Annotated in this window: 15 protein-coding genes and 4 pseudogenes; 2 read left to right on the top strand and 17 right to left on the bottom strand. The window is 40.5% G+C overall.

Annotated elements, in window-relative coordinates; genetic code table 11:
• Nucleotides 1–10: 10 nt before the first annotated feature.
• The 4 genes from ACRRMM_RS13695 to ACRRMM_RS13680 all read right to left on the bottom strand — a co-directional run bounded on the left by ACRRMM_RS13695 (nt 11) and on the right by ACRRMM_RS13680 (nt 3213).
• Complete coding sequence (locus tag ACRRMM_RS13695) at nt 11–484, bottom strand: hypothetical protein (protein ID WP_007500557.1); 474 nt, start codon at nt 482–484, stop codon at nt 11–13.
• Between the two features lie 170 nt (nt 485–654).
• Complete coding sequence (locus ACRRMM_RS13690) at nt 655–1488, bottom strand: undecaprenyl-diphosphate phosphatase (RefSeq protein WP_024719699.1); 834 nt, start codon at nt 1486–1488, stop codon at nt 655–657.
• Between the two features lie 124 nt (nt 1489–1612).
• Complete coding sequence (locus ACRRMM_RS13685) at nt 1613–2755, bottom strand: AI-2E family transporter (protein ID WP_099496708.1); 1143 nt, start codon at nt 2753–2755, stop codon at nt 1613–1615.
• Nucleotides 2756–2820: 65 nt separating this feature from the next.
• On the bottom strand, nt 2821–3213 hold the full coding sequence (locus tag ACRRMM_RS13680) for a DoxX family protein (RefSeq protein WP_008344160.1): 393 nt from the start codon (nt 3211–3213) through the stop codon (nt 2821–2823).
• A gap of 200 nt (nt 3214–3413) precedes the next feature.
• Between ACRRMM_RS13680 and ACRRMM_RS13675 the strand changes: the two genes are divergently transcribed.
• Nucleotides 3414–4403, top strand: coding sequence for a Gfo/Idh/MocA family protein (locus ACRRMM_RS13675; RefSeq protein WP_019743561.1), 990 nt, complete (start codon nt 3414–3416; stop codon nt 4401–4403).
• A 55-nt stretch (nt 4404–4458) separates the two neighbouring features.
• On the opposite strand, the gene ACRRMM_RS13670 is transcribed toward ACRRMM_RS13675, so the two are convergent.
• The 9 genes and pseudogenes from ACRRMM_RS13670 to ACRRMM_RS13630 all read right to left on the bottom strand — a co-directional run.
• Nucleotides 4459–4983, bottom strand: a complete 525-nt coding sequence (locus tag ACRRMM_RS13670; protein ID WP_008344162.1) for a type 1 glutamine amidotransferase domain-containing protein — start codon at nt 4981–4983, stop codon at nt 4459–4461.
• 90 nt (nt 4984–5073) lie between these two features.
• Nucleotides 5074–6027, bottom strand: a complete 954-nt coding sequence (locus ACRRMM_RS13665) for a methyl-accepting chemotaxis protein (RefSeq protein WP_370529237.1) — start codon at nt 6025–6027, stop codon at nt 5074–5076.
• Nucleotides 6019–6921 (bottom strand): annotated as a pseudogene (locus ACRRMM_RS13660) (HAMP domain-containing protein); the annotation flags it as partial. The gene ACRRMM_RS13665 and the pseudogene ACRRMM_RS13660, both read right to left, overlap by 9 nt.
• A 510-nt stretch (nt 6922–7431) precedes the next feature.
• Entirely contained in the window at nt 7432–8379 is a 948-nt protein-coding gene (locus tag ACRRMM_RS13655) for a methyl-accepting chemotaxis protein (RefSeq protein WP_370539194.1), read from the bottom strand.
• Nucleotides 8371–9267 (bottom strand): annotated as a pseudogene (locus ACRRMM_RS13650) (HAMP domain-containing protein); the annotation flags it as partial. The pseudogene ACRRMM_RS13650 and the gene ACRRMM_RS13655, both read right to left, overlap by 9 nt.
• 317 nt (nt 9268–9584) lie before the next feature.
• On the bottom strand, nt 9585–10535 hold the full coding sequence (locus tag ACRRMM_RS13645) for a methyl-accepting chemotaxis protein (protein WP_370529239.1): 951 nt from the start codon (nt 10533–10535) through the stop codon (nt 9585–9587).
• Nucleotides 10530–11417: pseudogene (locus ACRRMM_RS13640) on the bottom strand (cache domain-containing protein); the annotation flags it as partial. The gene ACRRMM_RS13645 and the pseudogene ACRRMM_RS13640, both read right to left, overlap by 6 nt.
• 282 nt (nt 11418–11699) lie before the next feature.
• Complete coding sequence (locus tag ACRRMM_RS13635; protein WP_370539193.1) at nt 11700–12527, bottom strand: methyl-accepting chemotaxis protein; 828 nt, start codon at nt 12525–12527, stop codon at nt 11700–11702.
• 114 nt (nt 12528–12641) lie between these two features.
• Nucleotides 12642–13508: pseudogene (locus ACRRMM_RS13630) on the bottom strand (cache domain-containing protein); the annotation flags it as partial.
• 339 nt (nt 13509–13847) lie between these two features.
• On the opposite strand from ACRRMM_RS13630, the gene ACRRMM_RS13625 reads away from it, so the two are divergent.
• On the top strand, nt 13848–14588 hold the full coding sequence (locus ACRRMM_RS13625; RefSeq protein ID WP_008345763.1) for a protein-glutamine gamma-glutamyltransferase: 741 nt from the start codon (nt 13848–13850) through the stop codon (nt 14586–14588).
• 21 nt (nt 14589–14609) lie between these two features.
• On the opposite strand, the gene ACRRMM_RS13620 is transcribed toward ACRRMM_RS13625, so the two are convergent.
• The 4 genes from ACRRMM_RS13620 to ACRRMM_RS13605 all read right to left on the bottom strand — a co-directional run bounded on the left by ACRRMM_RS13620 (nt 14610) and on the right by ACRRMM_RS13605 (nt 17758).
• The gene (locus ACRRMM_RS13620) at nt 14610–14858 is read right to left on the bottom strand and encodes a hypothetical protein (RefSeq protein ID WP_008345765.1); all 249 of its coding nucleotides are present in this window, start codon (nt 14856–14858) and stop codon (nt 14610–14612) included.
• Between the two features lie 24 nt (nt 14859–14882).
• The gene (locus ACRRMM_RS13615) at nt 14883–15914 is read right to left on the bottom strand and encodes a nitronate monooxygenase (RefSeq protein ID WP_428828578.1); all 1032 of its coding nucleotides are present in this window, start codon (nt 15912–15914) and stop codon (nt 14883–14885) included.
• A 14-nt stretch (nt 15915–15928) separates the two neighbouring features.
• The gene (locus ACRRMM_RS13610; protein WP_008345770.1) at nt 15929–16330 is read right to left on the bottom strand and encodes a secondary thiamine-phosphate synthase enzyme YjbQ; all 402 of its coding nucleotides are present in this window, start codon (nt 16328–16330) and stop codon (nt 15929–15931) included.
• A 135-nt stretch (nt 16331–16465) separates the two neighbouring features.
• Nucleotides 16466–17758, bottom strand: coding sequence for a hemolysin family protein (locus ACRRMM_RS13605; RefSeq protein WP_007500537.1), 1293 nt, complete (start codon nt 17756–17758; stop codon nt 16466–16468).
• Nucleotides 17759–17783: the final 25 nt, after the last annotated feature.

Below are 17783 nucleotides of genomic sequence, written 5' to 3'. Positions count from 1 at the left end.
GACGTTGAGATTAGAATCTTTTATGGAAATCGACAGTACCGCTTCCTTCTTCGCGGTCAAAGCTGCCAACAAAAGTCCAGTTAATATAGCCGCCGTCACCATTGTTGACAAACGTACCATCTTCAAATACCCAAATACCAAACGTAATGCCGTCATATTCAACACTATCATAATAGACAACATTGTTCAGTCCGCTAAAGTCATGATCTTGGCTTAAGTTTTGAACAACTACGTTGTAATTTTGACCTGCTTCATAAAATGCACTGTATGCCGCATTTTTTACAAATCCATCACGATTTTGAGATGATTTTACTGCTTGTTCAATTTTATCGGCAATGGCTACTGGATCAATCGAGACACTTCCATCGACACCTGTTGTCGTAGCAGCTTCAGCCTTTTGACCAAAAGTCGTAAGAGATAAAGGGACAGCAACCATTGACGTAGCAATCATAGAGCTAACAAAAAATTTACTTGTTTTCCTCATTATTTCTAACTCCTCCTTTAATTGGTATGTTTATGTACTACCCTTTTCTTTGTCACTTAAACACTAATTTAAGAAAAAACTTCTTTTTCTACCAATTAAGAGGCCATTTTTACTGTTTAAAAGGGCAAAACAACAAAAAACTACTCTTTTAAAAGAGTAGTTTTCCATCATTACATAAACAGGATAAATAAAATCAGACCTAGGATGATTCGGTAGATCGCAAAAGGCACAAGTTTGATTTTATTAATCAGTTTTAGGAAGAATCGAACAACAAAGAGAGCCACAATAAACGCACTCACAAAGCCCACAATAAAGAATGGAAGCATGTCTGTTGTTAAATATTCGGCATTTTTAACAAGTGTTAAGAGGCTTGCTCCCGCCATAATCGGCATGGCCATAATAAACGTAAAGTCAGCCGCCGCTCGGTGATTCAGTCCAAGAATAACACCACCTGCTATTGTAGAACCTGAACGCGAGAAGCCTGGCCATAGTGCTAAACATTGAAATAGCCCGATATACAGCGCTTGTCTGTACGTCATATTATCCACAGAGCTTGTTTCTGTTTTACGTTTATTGATCCAATCAGCGACAAGCATCAGCACAGCCCCCAAAATCAAACCGACAGCGACCGTTCTCACATCAAACAAATATTTATCAATATAATCTTCAAATAAGAATCCTAAAATGACGGCTGGGACGAGTCCAACAGCAATTTGAGCAATGGTCAGCTTATGTCCGCTGCGCTTTTGTTCTTCTGTGATATTTTTCTTTAAGCCTAACAAGTTCAAAATACGATCTTTGAACACGATCATGACAGCTAAAATAGAACCTAACTGAATCACGACTTTAAATGTGTTTGCAGCCTCTGGCGTAATGATGTCTTTTGATTTTAGCCAAAGATCATCAACAATGATCATATGCCCTGTAGACGAGACAGGTGCATACTCTGTTAATCCTTCGACAATTCCTAAAACCAGTGCCACGAATAAATCCCATAGATTCATGATTTTCTTTCCTTTCAATTCTGATCTTTTGAAGGCAAACATCTATGTCCACATAAAGACAAGCTTTCTTTTTCGAAAGCTCGTCTTTATGATACTATATTTTTTTCTAAAAAAGATTATGACATCAAACCTTTTCTTCTTTATACAAATTGGATCGCATTTTGAACCAATCAAACAGGTGGGTCGTGATCACTTTCAGAACGGCATACGTCGGAATCGCGACAATGATGCCGACTACGCTGAACAATTTACCTGCTGTTAATAGAACAAAAATAATCGTAATCGGATGGATATGAAGGTTTTTCCCCATGACCTGAGGAGAAATGAATTTCCCTTCAATAAGTTGAACCACTGTCCAGACAATGATGAGTTTTAAAAGCATCACTGGTGATGTCACAAGCGCAATCACAATCGCTGGTGTAATCGCAATGGTTGGACCAAGGTATGGCACTACACTTGTACATGCCGCAATAATCGCCAGCAGCAGCGCATAGTCAAGTCCAATAATCATATAGCCAATTAAAAGAAGAATACCGATACAGAAGCTGACAATGATCTGCCCGCGTATATAAGAACTTAGACGATGGTTCATTTCGTGAAGCACGATATGTGTATGCTCTCTAAACTTATTCGGAATAAATTTCAAGAAATAGTCAGGCAGTTTTTTGCCGTCTTTTAATAGATAAAACAGAATGAACGGAACCGTCACGATCGAGATGATAATTTCAGTAAGCGCCCCTAAGAAAGTGCCGACTCCGGTAAAAGTACTTTCCAAAATCTTCGTTGCTTGACTTGACGCTTTACTTACCAATTCAGAGACGTTAAAGTTCATCGTTTTCTGCACTTGACTAATAAAGTTGCTTCCAGTTAATTGTCTAATCTGTTCTTCTACCGTATCAACGTATTTTGGCAGATTATGAAACAGACTCATCGTTTGTGCTTGTAAAAAAGGAATAATAGATACAATGGTCACAGTAATGATCCCAATAATGACGATATATAAAAGCAAAATCGAAAAGATCCGTTTGACCTTAAATCTCTCTAATAAATTCACAATTGGATTTAATAAATAATACACAACCCCCGTTAAAATAATCGGTAAGGCAATGGTTTTGATGAGTACAATGAGCGGTGTGAAAATAAAAGATGCTTTCATGAAAACAAGGATATTCAACCCTATTAATAGCAGGATGAGTAAAAAGAGAACAAACTTGTTATCAAGAAAAAATTTTCTAAATCGACTGCTCCACATTTGCATAGAATTCATATCTTTCCTCCAAACACGGGCTATTTTATTAGTAAATTGTACACTACTTGATCATCATTTTGTGATCATTGTTTTAGCTTTTTTTCACGTTTCGCAATGGACATGGCCCATCCAATCAAAATCGGTTGTCCGATTAATCTCATCCATAACAAGGCTTGTTCTGTGCTCTCTTGCCCTGGAAATGGAATCCCTTCTCTCGCAGCAAATAGGTTCGCAGGGAAAATGAGCACCAGATAGACAGCGATCATTTTTGCTGCCACAATCCTTACGTTTGGAAGAAGCAGTAATACGGCCAACAGCCATTCCAAGCATGCGGTGGCATAAATGATGCCATAGGGAAATGGCCATCCAGACATCATGCGGGCAAAGCCGCTTGGCTCTATCACATGAAAAACACCGGCTGCTATAAATAAAAGCGCGAATGCGTATGTACTTCCTATATGTAGGATGCGCTTCATGTTCGTTTCCTCCTCCCTCCTTCTCAAGTATTACCCGAATGAAGGAGGAAACTATCCACTTTTCGTACATTTATATTCTTTATGTAAGACGCATCAGCTAAGGTAAAGGTTTCATCCGCTTTTCAATAAAAAAGAAGATTCTTTCATACAAACGCTTTCAAAGCATGTATAATCAGAGAAAAGCAGAAGGAGGGAATGTGATGATTCGATTTGCTGTCATCGGAACGAATTGGATTACAGATCGATTCTTACAGGCTGGTGAAGGAGTGGCGGATTTTACATGTACGGCCGTCTATTCTCGGTCTGCTGAAAAAGGACAGGCATTTGCAGACAAGTATGGCATTGATACCGTCTTTACTAATTTACAACAAATGGCGGCAAGTGATGCGTTTGATGCTGTGTATATCGCAAGTCCAAACGCCCTTCACAAAGAGCAAGCGATGCTGATGATGGCGCATCAAAAACATGTATTATGTGAAAAACCATTGGCCTCTCACCGTAAAGAGGCTGAAGAAATGATTGCTGCTGCGAAAAAATATCAGGTGTGCTTAATGGAAGCGATGAAGACCACATTTCTGCCGAATTTTCTTCAAATCAAGCAGCATCTTGATCAACTAGGCCCCATTCGGCAAGTGATCGCTCATTACTGTAAATATTCCTCAAGATACGATGCCTACCGAAACGGTGAGATTCCAAACGCTTTTAAGCCGGAATTATCCAATGGCTCCTTAATGGACATCGGCGTGTATCTTGTCTTTCCCATCATTTATTTATTCGGGCTGCCACATCAAATCACCGCGAGAGGCTATACACTTTCTTCTGGAGTAGATGGGAGCGGTTCATTACTTTTACAATATGAAGGACATCAAGCACTTCTTTTCCATTCAAAAATCTCAACATCTCATGTATCTGCTGAAATTCAAGGGGAGGATGCCACGATGGTGATTGATCAATTCCATCGCCCTTCTCGTATCATCATCCATGATCGGAATGGACAGCAAACCGATATTTCTATCAAAGATGATCAACCGGCTATGTATTATGAAATCGATCACTTCATTCAATGCATCAAGCAAAAAAAGGGACAGTCTCCAATCAATACATTTGCCTTATCCGTTCAAACCATGTCCGTCATGGACGAGGCGAGAAGACAAATGGGCATTATCTATCCAGCCGACAGACAAATGTAATGAGGCATTGAATGAACAAAGGGCGTTTTACAGCCCTTTGTTTGTTCATGTGAATCTAGTTTGCCGCTAATACATCGGCAAATGCTTTCACATATGGCGGAAGGTCCGGCGGGCGTCTGCTAGATACAATATGACCATCTGTCACAACGGCTTCATCAAACCATTCTGCTCCAGCATTCGTCATATCATCTTTAATACCAGGTGTACTCGTTACTTTTTTACCTTTCAGGATACCAGCTGAAATGAGCACCCAGCCGGCATGACAGATTTGTCCGATCGGTTTGCCCTTTGCATCAAACGTACGAACGATGTCTAATACTTCTGGATATCGGCGCAGTTTATCGGGCGCCCATCCCCCAGGAACGAGAACCGCATCATAATCATCTGCTTGAATGGAATAGAAGTCTGCATCTGATACAGCCGGCACTCCGTACTTCCCGATATATTCATGATCTGCTTTTTCGCCTACGAGATGGACAGTTGCCCCCTCTTCTCTTAATCGCAAAACGGGATACCATAGCTCTAAATCTTCAAAATCATCACTGACTAACGCAATGACCTTCTTATTTGATAAACGCATAACATCTCTCCTTTTCTTCGGATTTCCTCTATTGTACGAGATCATCTCTTAAAAAGAAAAGCGGTTCCCCTTGAGGAGAACCACTTTCCATTATTCACTGATCTTGAATTTTTTAATTAAGTCACGCAATTCTTCCGCCATTTGGGAAAGCGTCGTCGAAGAAGAACTAATCTCTTCCATTGATGCCAGCTGTTCTTCTGCTGATGCTGCGATATCTTGAATACTTGCTGAACTCTCTCTCGATACATCTGCAATTTCATTCACTGCTTTAGAAATTTGCTCAGATCCTTTTGAAAGCTCACGAACTGTCGTATTCATTTCATTGATTCTTGTCGCAATTTCTGCCGTTTGCTGATTGATTTGTGAGAAGCTTTCTTTTGTTTGGTCTGTAATTGATAGACCATTTTTTACTTCTTCATTCACAGATTTGAACATATTTTGAGACGTTTCAATTTCAGAGACAATTTCTTTGACGAGTTTTTCAATCTCTTTTGCAGAATCTGATGATTGAACTGCCAGTTTACGGACTTCTTCTGCTACAACCGAGAAGCCTCTGCCTGACTCACCCGCACGTGCTGCTTCAATGGCTGCATTCAGAGCCAGTAAATTCGTTTGATCTGCTATACCGTTAATGACACCTAAAATGTTGGTGATATCTTTTGATTTATGCTCTAATCCGTTAATCACACTTTCAGCTTCTTTCACTGAATGATCAATCGTTTTCATTTGGCCAACTGTCTGTTCAACAAGCTGTCCGCCTGTTTCTGCGACTGTTTTTGATTGAACCGATGATTCTGTAATGACATCAGATGTTTGCGCAACTTCATTTAGCCCTTCGTTCATTTGTTTCAAGTGGGCTGCACTTTGTTCCACCATTTCACTTTGATTTTCGTTTCCGTTCGAGAATGTTTCAATGGATGATGTAATATGTTCGGTTGCTTTTGTCGTTTGACCTGCACTTGCCGTCAATTCTTCCGACGATGACGCCACGTTTTCAACAGATGTCTGTACAGCTTGGATGACGTCTCTGAGTGACTCACTCATTTCATTAAAACTTGTACCGAGCTGACCAATTTCATCCTTTGATTTAACATCAATTTTTTCTGTTAAATCTCCTTCGCTAATCTTCTTAGAAGAGGAGACAAGCATGGAAAGTGGTTTTGTAATAGAACGGATGATAAAGAAGATGAGAATCCCGCCAATGATGAGCGCACCAGCTAATATAATGGCCGCCATGTTGAAAACTGGCTGCGCCGCTTCTTCTACTTCATTGACAAACATTGTACCGGCAATTTTCCAACCAGTCGCTTTGTTTGTTGTGAACTCCATTTGCTTTTCTTTTCCTTCAAACATATAACTCATTGAACCTTTGTCTTGTGTATAAAGCTTGTCTACCCAATCACCTGTTAATTTTGTTCCTGCTTTTTTCGTTGGGTGTGCCACGTATGTTCGATCTGGGCTTCCGATAAAAGCATGACCTTCTTTACCAATATTAATACTATTAGACTCTTTTACTAGATTCGCAATGTCCAGGTTCATGGCAATAACACCAGAACCATCCTCTAGTTTTTTAGAAATCGTCACAACAAGCGTACCAGTTGATGCGGTTGGATATGGAGCGGAAACAGACAGCTCACCGTTTTTCGCCCAGCCATCTTTGTACCAATCCCGCTCAGTTGCGACATAATCAGCAGGCATTTTTTGATTTGGATATCTTGAGAATACTTTTCCATCACTTGAAGCAACAAAGATGCCTTCTGTGTCATCATTCATGCTCATGAATTGCTCAAAGCGCCCTTGAATATCAGTCGTTCCTTTTTGCTCCAGCTTTTTCTTCGTAATCCATTTGCTAAAGAAATCGGCTGCGTCTGTTTTTACTTTTACAACCTTCGTAATGTTTTTGTCCAGCTGTTCTACATTTTCCTTTGCACTTTGCATGATTTGATCATTTAAAGAGGTGCTCGCCGTATGATATGAAGAGAATGCCAATACGATAATTGGGCATAAAAGAATAAATAAGAAAGAGAAAACGAGCTTTTTTGATATCGATGGTTTTTTGAAATACTGTATGAAATTCATAAAAAAGAAAACTCCTTTTAGTAAGATAGTATATATATCGGAAGTACTACTAGGTTCTTTACTTTTTTAACTTATTAAAGTCTAGATAAGTCCAAAATACCCAAATTATGTGCAAATAACGGAAAAACCCCTGACGCCAAAACGTCAGGGGTTCCAAATTATTGACAAAGGGCTAAAATGAATTTGATTTTAGCCCTTTTCTTCTTTTCAGCGTGATAGAAAACCTTTGCAGCCCTAGGAAGAACGAGTACTGGCGCGGAGCGAATTTGAATTCGTGAGCACCAGTACGCAGGACTGACACCGAATGCGAGGGTTTGTCTACACGCTGAAACACCTGACGTCAAAACGTCAGGTGTTCCTCTATGACTCTTATATTTTAAATTGTTTGATGAGCTCTCTCAGTTCTTCTGCCATTTGAGATAAAGTGGCGGAAGATGAGCTGATCTCTTCCATTGATGCCAGCTGTTCTTCTGCTGAAGCCGCAATATCTTGGAAACCTGCGGAACTTTCACGTGAAAGCTCTTTGATTTGATTGACTGCTTGTGAAATATCGTTTGAGCCATGAGAAAGTTCTTGGGCTGATCCGTTCATTTGTTTCATTTGCTCTGTCATTTCTGATGTCTTATGGGTGATTTTCTCAAAACTCACTTTCGTTTCATCTGTAATGTTTAATCCAGATTGAACTTCACCTGCTACTTGTCTAAACATCTTCTGCGACTTTTCAATTTCATCTACAATTTCGTTCGTTAGGCTTTCAATTTCTTTTGAAGAGCTGCCTGATTGCTCTGCCAACTTGCGGACTTCTTCTGCGACCACAGAGAAGCCTCTTCCTGCCTCACCTGCACGCGCGGCTTCTATCGCTGCATTTAAAGCGAGGAGGTTCGTCTGATCTGCAATGCCGTTGATGACTCCAAGAATGCTTGTAATGTCCTTAGATTTCTGTTCTAGCCCTGCAATCACAAGCTCTGCTTCTTTCACTGCTTGTTCAATCGTTTGCATTTGACCTGCTGTTTTTTGAACGAGCTCTCCACCAGCCTGAGCGGTTTTGCTAGACTCAATAGATGATTCCATCATATGAGAAGTCGTGTTGACCATATGTGATAAACTGCGATCCATATCGTTTAGCTGGACAGAGCTTTTTTCAATCATCTCATTTTGATGTTCATTGCTGTTTGAGAACTGTTCAATAGATGAGGTAATATGCTCAGTTGCTTGGGCTGTCTGTCCTGCACTAGCTGTTAATTCTTCAGATGAAGCAGCAACATTTTCAATTGAATTCTGAACGGCTTGAATGACTTGTTTCAGCTTTGCCGACATATCGTTAAAGCTCTGTGCAAGTTTGCCGATTTCATCATGTGTGCGCACCTCAATATGCTGGGTAAGATCCCCCTGACTGATTTTCTCAGCCGATTCAGAGAGCTCTATGAGTGGTTTTCGGATCGATTTAATAATAAAATAAATCGCGATTCCACCGATGACAATCGCAGCAGCTAGGATGATCATGGTTAAGTCAAGCACTGGCTGTGCAGCTTCCTTCACTTCGTTGACATACATGGTTCCCGCGAGCTTCCAGCCTGTCGCTTCATTTGTGTCATAAAACATTTGCTTCGGCTGTCCGTTGAATTCATATTCGAAACTTCCTTTTTTATTGTGATACATTTTTTCGATGAAATCGCCTGTCAGTTTCGTCCCGGCCTTTTCCGTTTTATGAGCAATGTAACGTTGGTCTGAGGTAGCGACAAACGCATAACCTTCTTGACCAATTTTGATGCTATTTGTATCTTTCACAATTGTGTTCAATCGTACATTTATGCCGATAACACCAGAACCATCTGCTAACTGTTCTGATATTGTGATGAGCAGGTCATCTGATGACTTGTCTGTAAAAGGATCTGAAATGATGAGTTTGTCATCTCCCATTGATTGTTGAAACCATGGTTCATTTTTTGCGCTTTTGGCACTACCTTTATGAATCTCGGAATATTCAGTTAGTTTACCATTCTGATCTGCAACAAATACTTCTACGACATCGTCGTCTGTTTCCGATAGTTGCTCTAATTTCACCTTAAGTAAATCCTTATTTTTAGAGGCCAGTTCCTTTTTTTTCACCGATTTAGATAAATATGAAACAATATCAATTTTAGGCTGTACATCTTTGTTGATCAGTTCATTTAATTGATTCACACCATTTGCTGCGCTAGACATAATCTCATCATTGAGAGACTTAGACGCCACTTCATAGGAAAATGCGGCCAACACAAGAATGGGCACTAGGAGAATCGCTAAGAATGCAGTAATTAATTTCTTTGACATCGTAAAGTGCTTAAAAAAGTTGATTTTTTTCATGACTCTACTCCTTTTGGTTTATGATTTGGGATCATCCCCCTCTATTCTTAGGTAATACGGATTATTTTTCAAGGTGTAATGTTCAAAAAACCATTAAAATAAGCATATTTACCTATTCCTTTCGATTTATTCAGTTCAAAAAAGAACCCCCTAGCTGGAGGTTCTTTTCATTTGGTTTATTCGACTTTAAATTTGCTAATCAAATCACGTAATTCTTCTGCCATTGAAGAAAGGGTGGCAGAGGATGAGCTGATCTCTTCCATTGATGCCAGCTGTTCTTCAGCTGAAGCGGCAATGTCTTGGATATTGGCGGAGCTCTCACGTGATACGTCTGCAATCTCACGGACAGCCTCAGAAACATGCGCAGATCCTTTTGACAACTGGACAACTGTTCGATTCATTGTTTGGAGCTGATCTGAGATTTCTTTGGTCATGTCGAAAATATTGTGGAAGCTGACTTTCGTTTGTTCAGTAAAGCTTAAGCCTGATTGAACTTCTTGATTTACTGCTGTGAATACTTCTTGTGATACATCAATATCTTGAACGATTTCTTTGATTAAGTTTTCAATTTCTTTCGCTGAGTTGGCAGATTGAACAGCAAGTTTTCTTACTTCTTCTGCTACAACGGAGAAGCCTCGACCAGATTCGCCAGCTCTTGCTGCCTCAATCGCTGCATTCAGCGCAAGTAAATTCGTTTGATCTGCGATGCCATTAATGACACCAAGAATCTGGGTAATATCTTTTGATTTGCTTTCTAGCGCACTGATGACATTCTCTGCTTTTTTCACTGATTGATCAATCACGTTCATTTGAGAGGCTGTTTTTTCTACTAGCTGTCCGCCTTCTCCTGCAATCTCTGTTGATTTGATGGATGAAGCGGTAATCGATTCAGCCGATTCATTCATGTGCTGAAGGCCTCTGTTCATTTCTTCTAACTCTTCTGAGCTTGATTCCACTTTATCATTCTGGCTTTCGTTACCAGTAGAGAATTGTTCAATGGCTAATGTAATATGCTCTGTTGCTTTACTTGTTTGTCCTGCGCTTGCGGTCAGTTCTTCTGATGAAGAAGCGACATTTTCAACGGAGGTTTGGACGGCACCAATGAGGGATCTTAATGAGTCAATCATCGTATTAAAGCCTTTACCAACTTGTCCTATTTCATCATCTGATTGAATCTGAAGTTTATCACGTAAATCACCATCGCTGACCTTTTTCGAGAAACGGGCCAGATTGGATAATCTATTTGAAATAGAGCGGACAATAAAGAAGATGAGGGTTCCTGCTACGATCAGTGTCACACTGAACACAATAATGGCTGTATTGAAAACGGGTTTAGCTGCATCCTCTACTTCTGATACGAGCATCGTTCCGCCGATTTTCCAGCCGGTTAGTTCATTGGTGACATACGCCACCTTTTTATCTGTTCCATTGAGTGTATAGCTGCCGTTTCCTTGTTTGTTTTTAAAAATAATGTTCGCCAAATTCTCATTGACTTTGCTTCCAGCCTCTTGGGTTGGATCTGCTAACACGGTTTTATCCTTCTCCATGATGAAAGCATATCCTTTTTGACCTATTTTGATTTCTTTTAGCTTTTGAATGAGGCTGTCAATTTCCATATCAAGACCAATTACCCCTGAGCCATCTTTCGTTTTTTGGGCAATGGTGATGACCATTTTACCTGTAGATGCTGCGACGTATGGCTTCGTGATGACTTGTTTACCATCAGCACTCATGGCCTCTTGATACCATGGACGCTCTCGCGGGTCATAGCCATCAGGCATTTTTTGAACTGGGTATTGCATGAACAAGCCCTTTTCTGAACCTGCATAAATGGCTGAGACATCTTTTTCATTAATTTTTCCGTATTGCTGCAATTCTTTAATGGTAGCTTTTCTATTTTTTTCTTGAAGATTAGCCGCTTTGAGATCATCTGTAAACAGGGTCACAGCCTCTGCCTTGTTCCCAATATTCTCATCGATTAAGGTATCAAATGCATTGACCTGACTCATCGCACTGCCCATAATCTGTTTGTCTAACTCTGTTTTTGATGTAAAAAATGCACTGATTGTGAGTGCGACGGTTGGCAGTATGAGGACTACCAAAAAGGCAATAATTAATTTTTTAGAAATGGATGGTTTTTTGAACCATTGGATCATTTTTCCCATTTTCTCTTTCCCCCTTTACTTCTCTAAAGTTATTATCGGATGAAAGGTTTATTTTTAGAGGGCTGGAAATGACGTTTAAAAATAAAAAAAATACCCAGACAATTCTGGATATTTTTTCATCGTTTTTTAATCAATTTTAAATTGACTTGTCAGCTCTTTTAGTTCCTCAGCCATATTGGCAAGTGTGACAGAAGAGGACGAAATTTCTTCCATAGATGCCAATTGTTCTTCAGCAGATGCCGCAATATCTTGAATGTTCGCCGCACTTTCTCTTGAAACTTGACGCATCTCCTGCATAGCTTGTGACACAAGTTTTGATCCGCTTGATAGGTCAACCGCTGTATCATTTAATTGAGTGAGCTTTTTCGACATACCTTCTGCCGCCTCATAGATGTTTTGGAAGCTTTCTTTTGCTTCTTCTGTCATCCCAAGTCCTGCATTTACTTCTCGGTTAACAGCTTTGAACATCTCTTGAGATTTGGAAATTTCCAACACAATTTCTTGGATCAGCTTTTCAATTTCTTTCGCTGAATCTGCGGATTGGACCGCTAGTTTTCTGACTTCCTCTGCTACGACAGAGAAGCCGCGCCCTGATTCACCTGCTCTTGCTGCTTCAATGGCTGCATTGAGTGCAAGTAAATTCGTTTGATCTGCGATGCCATTAATGACATTTAAAATGCTCGTAATATCTTTAGACTTGTATTCTAATTCTTTCATGACTTGTTCTGCTTCTTGTACAGATGTGTCGATATGTTTCATTTGATTCGCTGTGCTTTCAACGATACGTCCGCCTTGTCCAGCCGCTTCTGTCGATTGAATGGAGACAGCAGTCACTTCTGATGAAGTTTGTGACATACCTTGTAATCCTTCATTCATTGCGACAAGCTGATTCGTGCTAGATTCGACTTTCTCATTTTGTGCTTCATTCCCATTTGAGAATTGTTCAATCGACATTGTGATATGCTCTGTCGCCTGACTTGTTTGGCTGGCACTAGCAGTCAGCTCTTCTGAAGCTGAAGCCACATTGTCGACAGATTGCTGGACCGCTCGAATAACTTCACGCAAAGATTCACTCATCTTACTAAAGCTTCTTGTGAGGTCTCCTATTTCATCCTTCGATTTGGTTTCGAGGGTTTCCGTTAGATCCCCTTCACTCACCTTTTCTGAGAAATCAACAAGCCTTCTAAGTCCAATTGTGATGGAGCGAACGATAAAGAAGATCGCAATACCGCCAAGGATAAAAGAAGAAATTAAAAGAATAATGGCAGAATTCCAAACTGGCTGTGCTGCTTCTTCTGTTTCTGATACAAACATCGTTCCAGCAATTTTCCAACCTGTTAAATCATTTGTCACAAAAACGAGGCGTTTTTGCTCTCCTTTATTCTCATAAGTTGATGTTCCTTCTTTGCCGCTGTAAAGGATTGATGAAATATTTTCTGTAACTGCAGAGCCTGATTTTTCTTCTGGGTGAGCTACAATCTGTTTGTTTTTATTTGCAATAATTGGGTATCCTTCTCGTCCAATTTTAATATCTTTGATTTTATCGACGATATCTTGAACATCAATATCAATCCCAATGGCTCCCGACCCGTCCTTCAGACGCTGAGCGATTGTGACAACCATGCCGTTTGTTGTGGCAGAGATGTATGGATTGGTGACCACAGGTTCGCCTTTTTCGTCCTGCATCGCCGCTTTATACCAATCACGAGTTGTTGGATCATAGCCTTTTGGCATGTCCACTTTAGGGAACTGAATAAAATCACGATTTTTACTTGCTGCATAAAATCCAACTACATCATCTTCATTGATTTTACTGTATATCTCGAAATGCTCATACAGTTCGTCCTGGTTTTTCTTTTTAAAGTCTGCAGCACTGGATGTTTCGGTAAACAGTTTGACTGCGTTCTCCTTATTCAAAAGCTTTTGCTCGATCATGTCATTCAGCTCATTGACTCTTGCGTTGGCTCCGTACATGATTTCATGATCTAATTCTTCTTTAGCAATCTGATATGAAATCGTACTGAGTGTAATGATAGGCAAGACGAGAACAAGTGTGAATGAAATAATCAGCCTTTTAGAAATCGATGGTTTTTTCAACCATTTTATGATACTTTTCATGTTTTTCCTCCTTTTAAACGTTATGTTTTATATCGGACAGCTTCATATTATTTTCATGTTTTTCAAATAAAAAGGATGTCTTTTTGTTTATTTTCACAAATTGATTCCTTGCCCAAGCATCCCGCATACGCTAATACAAAAGGGGGCGCTTTTCATATGATTATCCTTTCAGGACAGCCAGTAACAAATGAGCAGCTGGCATCGTTTCAGCTAGAAGGACAAAAGCGGATCATTTTGATGCAGTTACAAGCCTCAAATGATACGTTCCGTTATAGGCAGGCATCTGATTTGTTATTTGAGGTGACTTTACGATCGAATATCATGAATGCGGCAAGAGATTTGAACAAGAGCGGTGCCTCATTTGCTATCTTTCAAAGGTCCCGTGCGAATGACGCCTATTGGCGTGTATCAGAGGCCGGAGCGTTAGAACTGCGCTATCAAGTCGAGCCATCTACGGGGATTAAAGACATCTTTGAAAATGGCTCAAAATATGCCTTTGAATGTGCCACAGCGATTGTCATTGTGTTTTATATGGGAGTCCTGCAAACGGTAGGAGACGAGAAGTTCAATCGAAGACTTAGAAGTTTAACGCTGTATGACTGGCACTATGATACATTGTCCATTTATACAGAGCGCGGAAATGATTTTATTTATGGGGATTGCCTATATTTCGAGAATCCAGAGTTTAGCTATCAACAGTCTCAATGGCGCGGAGAAAATGTGATTTACTTAGGGGAAGATCAATATTATGGGCATGGGCTTGGGATCTTAACAGCTGCAGAGATTATCGATAAATTAAATGCCAGAAGACGGCCAGGGGCTGTTCAGTCCGCTTATTTACTGCCGCAGACTACTAGGATGGATGTTATTTATCTCAGGCAAATGTTTGGTAGTTAAAAAGGGCCTCTTGTCTATAGGTTATGACAAGGGGCCTTTGTATGCCTTGCGTTTGCGGTAATCATGGAGCGTGCCAAGCATTGTGTTTGCTAGGATTTCCATTTCTTCTAGATCGTTTCTTGTGACTGGAGGGTCGTGCTGATTCCATTTGACATAACGAACGAAATAGTAATGACGAATGGGGGTAAGGACGGCAGGGGAGTGCGGAAAATCATCAAATAGAAATTCAATTTGTCCTTTTTTCCGATATGAATGTTTTAAGATTTGCATCCTGTCACACCACCCATTATCAAATTATTTCTGCGTGAGTTCATGCATGATCTCTTCAACGGTTAAAATCGAGAGAATGCGGCCAACCCCCTGACCTGCCCAAAGAGCCATTTGTTCTCGGTTTCCTGCAGCAGCTGCCGCTTTTCGCATCGGTGTTGTCCATACATGCTGTATGGGATAGGGGAGAACCCGGTCTTCATTTCGTCTTTCTTCCTCCATCCACTGATTGACAATGCCTCTGGCTTTTTTTCCAGAGAAAAGCCGTGTCATCACTGTTTCACTGCCTTCTGCCTGTAACAGCGCCTTTTTGTAAACATCTGCCGCAGCACTTTCTTGACTCGCTAAAAATCGTGTCCCTATTTGAACCGCATCTGCTCCAAGTGCTAGTGCTGCTTTCATAGTGGTCCGGTCTGTGATCCCTCCAGCGGCGATCAATGGGATATGACAGACGGATCTGACATCACTGATCAAGCAGAAAAGTCCCTGCAGAGCATCTCCCTTTGAAGGTAAGAAGGTGCCTCGGTGCCCTCCTGCTTCGCTTCCTTGAAGAACAATGGCATCCATTCCTTTTTCTTCTAAAAGCAGTGCTTCTTTTTTTGTTGTAGCTGTTCCAATGAGAAAGATCCCCTTTTGTTTCAGATGATGAATTGTTTGTTCATTTGGACAGGCAAATGTAAACGACACAGCTGGGACTTCTTCTTCTTGAAGAATCTTGATTTTTTGTTCATAGTCCTTCCATAATTCTTCTTCTCTAGGGATCATCTGTGCTTCTTGTATGACAGGCAGCCGGTCTGTCCAAAATGATACATCTTCTGTTTTCGTTTCTGAAATGGGTTCAGGAACAAACACATTCACTTGAAATGGACGAGATGTCAGCTGTTTGACCTGTCTGATTTGCTGCCTCATATTTTCTGGCTGTACATAACCACTTGCTAAGCTACCGAGACCGCCATATTGTGAAACAGCGGCGACAAGCTGCGGCGTCACCGCTCCTCCTGCCATTGGTGCTTGGATGATGCCATGTTCAATTTGAAGTAACGCTGTGAATTCTCCCATCTTCTCCCCGCTCCTTACTCGTTAGTTGACACCTGTATATAAAAGTGACGATGTCTCGGTCCGTCAAACTCACAAAAATAGATTCCCTGCCACGTTCCAAGCACAAGATCACCATGATGGACAAGAACGTGCTGAGATGCCCCCACATAACTAGCTTTCATGTGTGCTGCTGTGTTGCCTTCCATATGACGATCTTTTGGATGTTCCCACGGAAAGACTTCGTCAAGCCGGCGCAGCATATCTCGTTTGACGTCTGGGTCGGCATTTTCATTAATGGTGATTCCAGCCGTCGTATGTGGACAATAGACCATAACCGTTCCGTTTTGAATCCCAGTTTCCCGGACATATTGCTGAACTTCATGGGTAATGTCTATCATGTCATCGTGTTTGTCTGTTTGTACGTTGATTTTTTTCATTTCTCTGCTCCTTTTGATCATGTCTATAAAACCATACCCTTTTTATGTGAAACCAATCACTGCCGGTTGGCAGAAACAAATCTTCTTACCTAAAGTTTACCAAGCAAAAAAACCTCGTCAATAGCTCCGAGGTTTTTAGGAAAAGTGAACCTTTTTTACTTCTATGGTTCGAATATGATGATCTTCTGCATCGACGATTTTAAATTCACAGCCTTCTGCTTCAATGATATCTCCAATGTCAAAATCAATTTTATGCGTCATCATCCACCCTGCAATTGTATCAACATCATCATTTTCAATCGCTAAATCCAATAAATCATTTACTTCATCGATCAAGGCTTTCCCATCCATCACATAATGAAAGTCACCTTTTTTCACAATATGAGGGGTCTCATCTTGATCATATTCGTCCCGAATCTCCCCCACAATTTCTTCTAATATGTCTTCAACTGTGACGAGACCAGCTGTTCCGCCGTATTCATCTACAAGCACCGACATATGAATACGTTCCTTTTGCATCAAAATCAGCAGTTCTTGAACTGGTGTACTTTCAATGACACGAATGACAGGGCGCATTAAGTCTTCAATGGACACCTCTTGATTAAGAAAACTTGCTTTAAATACGTCTTTGCTATTGATCACACCAATGACATGATCTTTATCTTCTTTAATGACAGGATAACGTGTATACCTTTCGTTCAGCATATAATGCGTCACGTCTTCCAGGCTCTGTTCAATTTCAATGGCAGAGATTTCTGTGCGCGGGATCATGATCTCTCTCGCCACTCGGTTATCAAATTCAAATATTTTATTGACATATTTGTATTCAGATTGGTTGATCTCGCCCTTTTCGTAGCTTTCAGACAGGATGAGACGCAATTCTTCCTCACTGATCGCCACTTCATGTTCTTTGACAGAATGAAAACCAAATAATTTCACAATGCCTCGTGCAGCCCCATTTAATGCTTTAATAAACGGGTACATGACTTTATAGAAAAAAATAAGAGGTTTTGCCGTCACAAGACTGACGGCTTCTGCCTTTTGAATGGCAATCGTTTTGGGAGCAAGTTCCCCAACGACAACATGCAAAAACGTAATGATCACAAAGGCAATGATAAACGATATGATGTCTGTCAAAGCGGAATGAAGCCCTGCCTTTTCAAAAAGCGGATGCAGGAAATGTTCCACTGTTGGCTCCCCTAACCACCCTAAGCCTAATGCCGTGATGGTAATACCAAGCTGACAGGCAGATAAATATTCATCAAGGTTGGTTGTCAGTTTTTGAACATGAATGGCTCTCTTATCACCGCTTTCAATCAGCTGATTGATTTTTGAGCCTCTAATTTTCACAATCGCAAATTCAGTGACAACAAAAAATGCTGTCGCAGCAATGAGTAATAGGACTAAAAATACGTTTAAAATATACAAAAAAACCCTTACCTAACACGGGTAA

It is taken from the genome of Bacillus sp. XT-4 (genome assembly GCF_050864245.1).
Classification (GTDB): domain Bacteria; phylum Bacillota; class Bacilli; order Bacillales; family Bacillaceae; genus Bacillus; species Bacillus altitudinis.
Note: the sequence above shows the minus strand (reverse complement) of the source record. Positions and strands in the feature narration are given on the sequence as shown.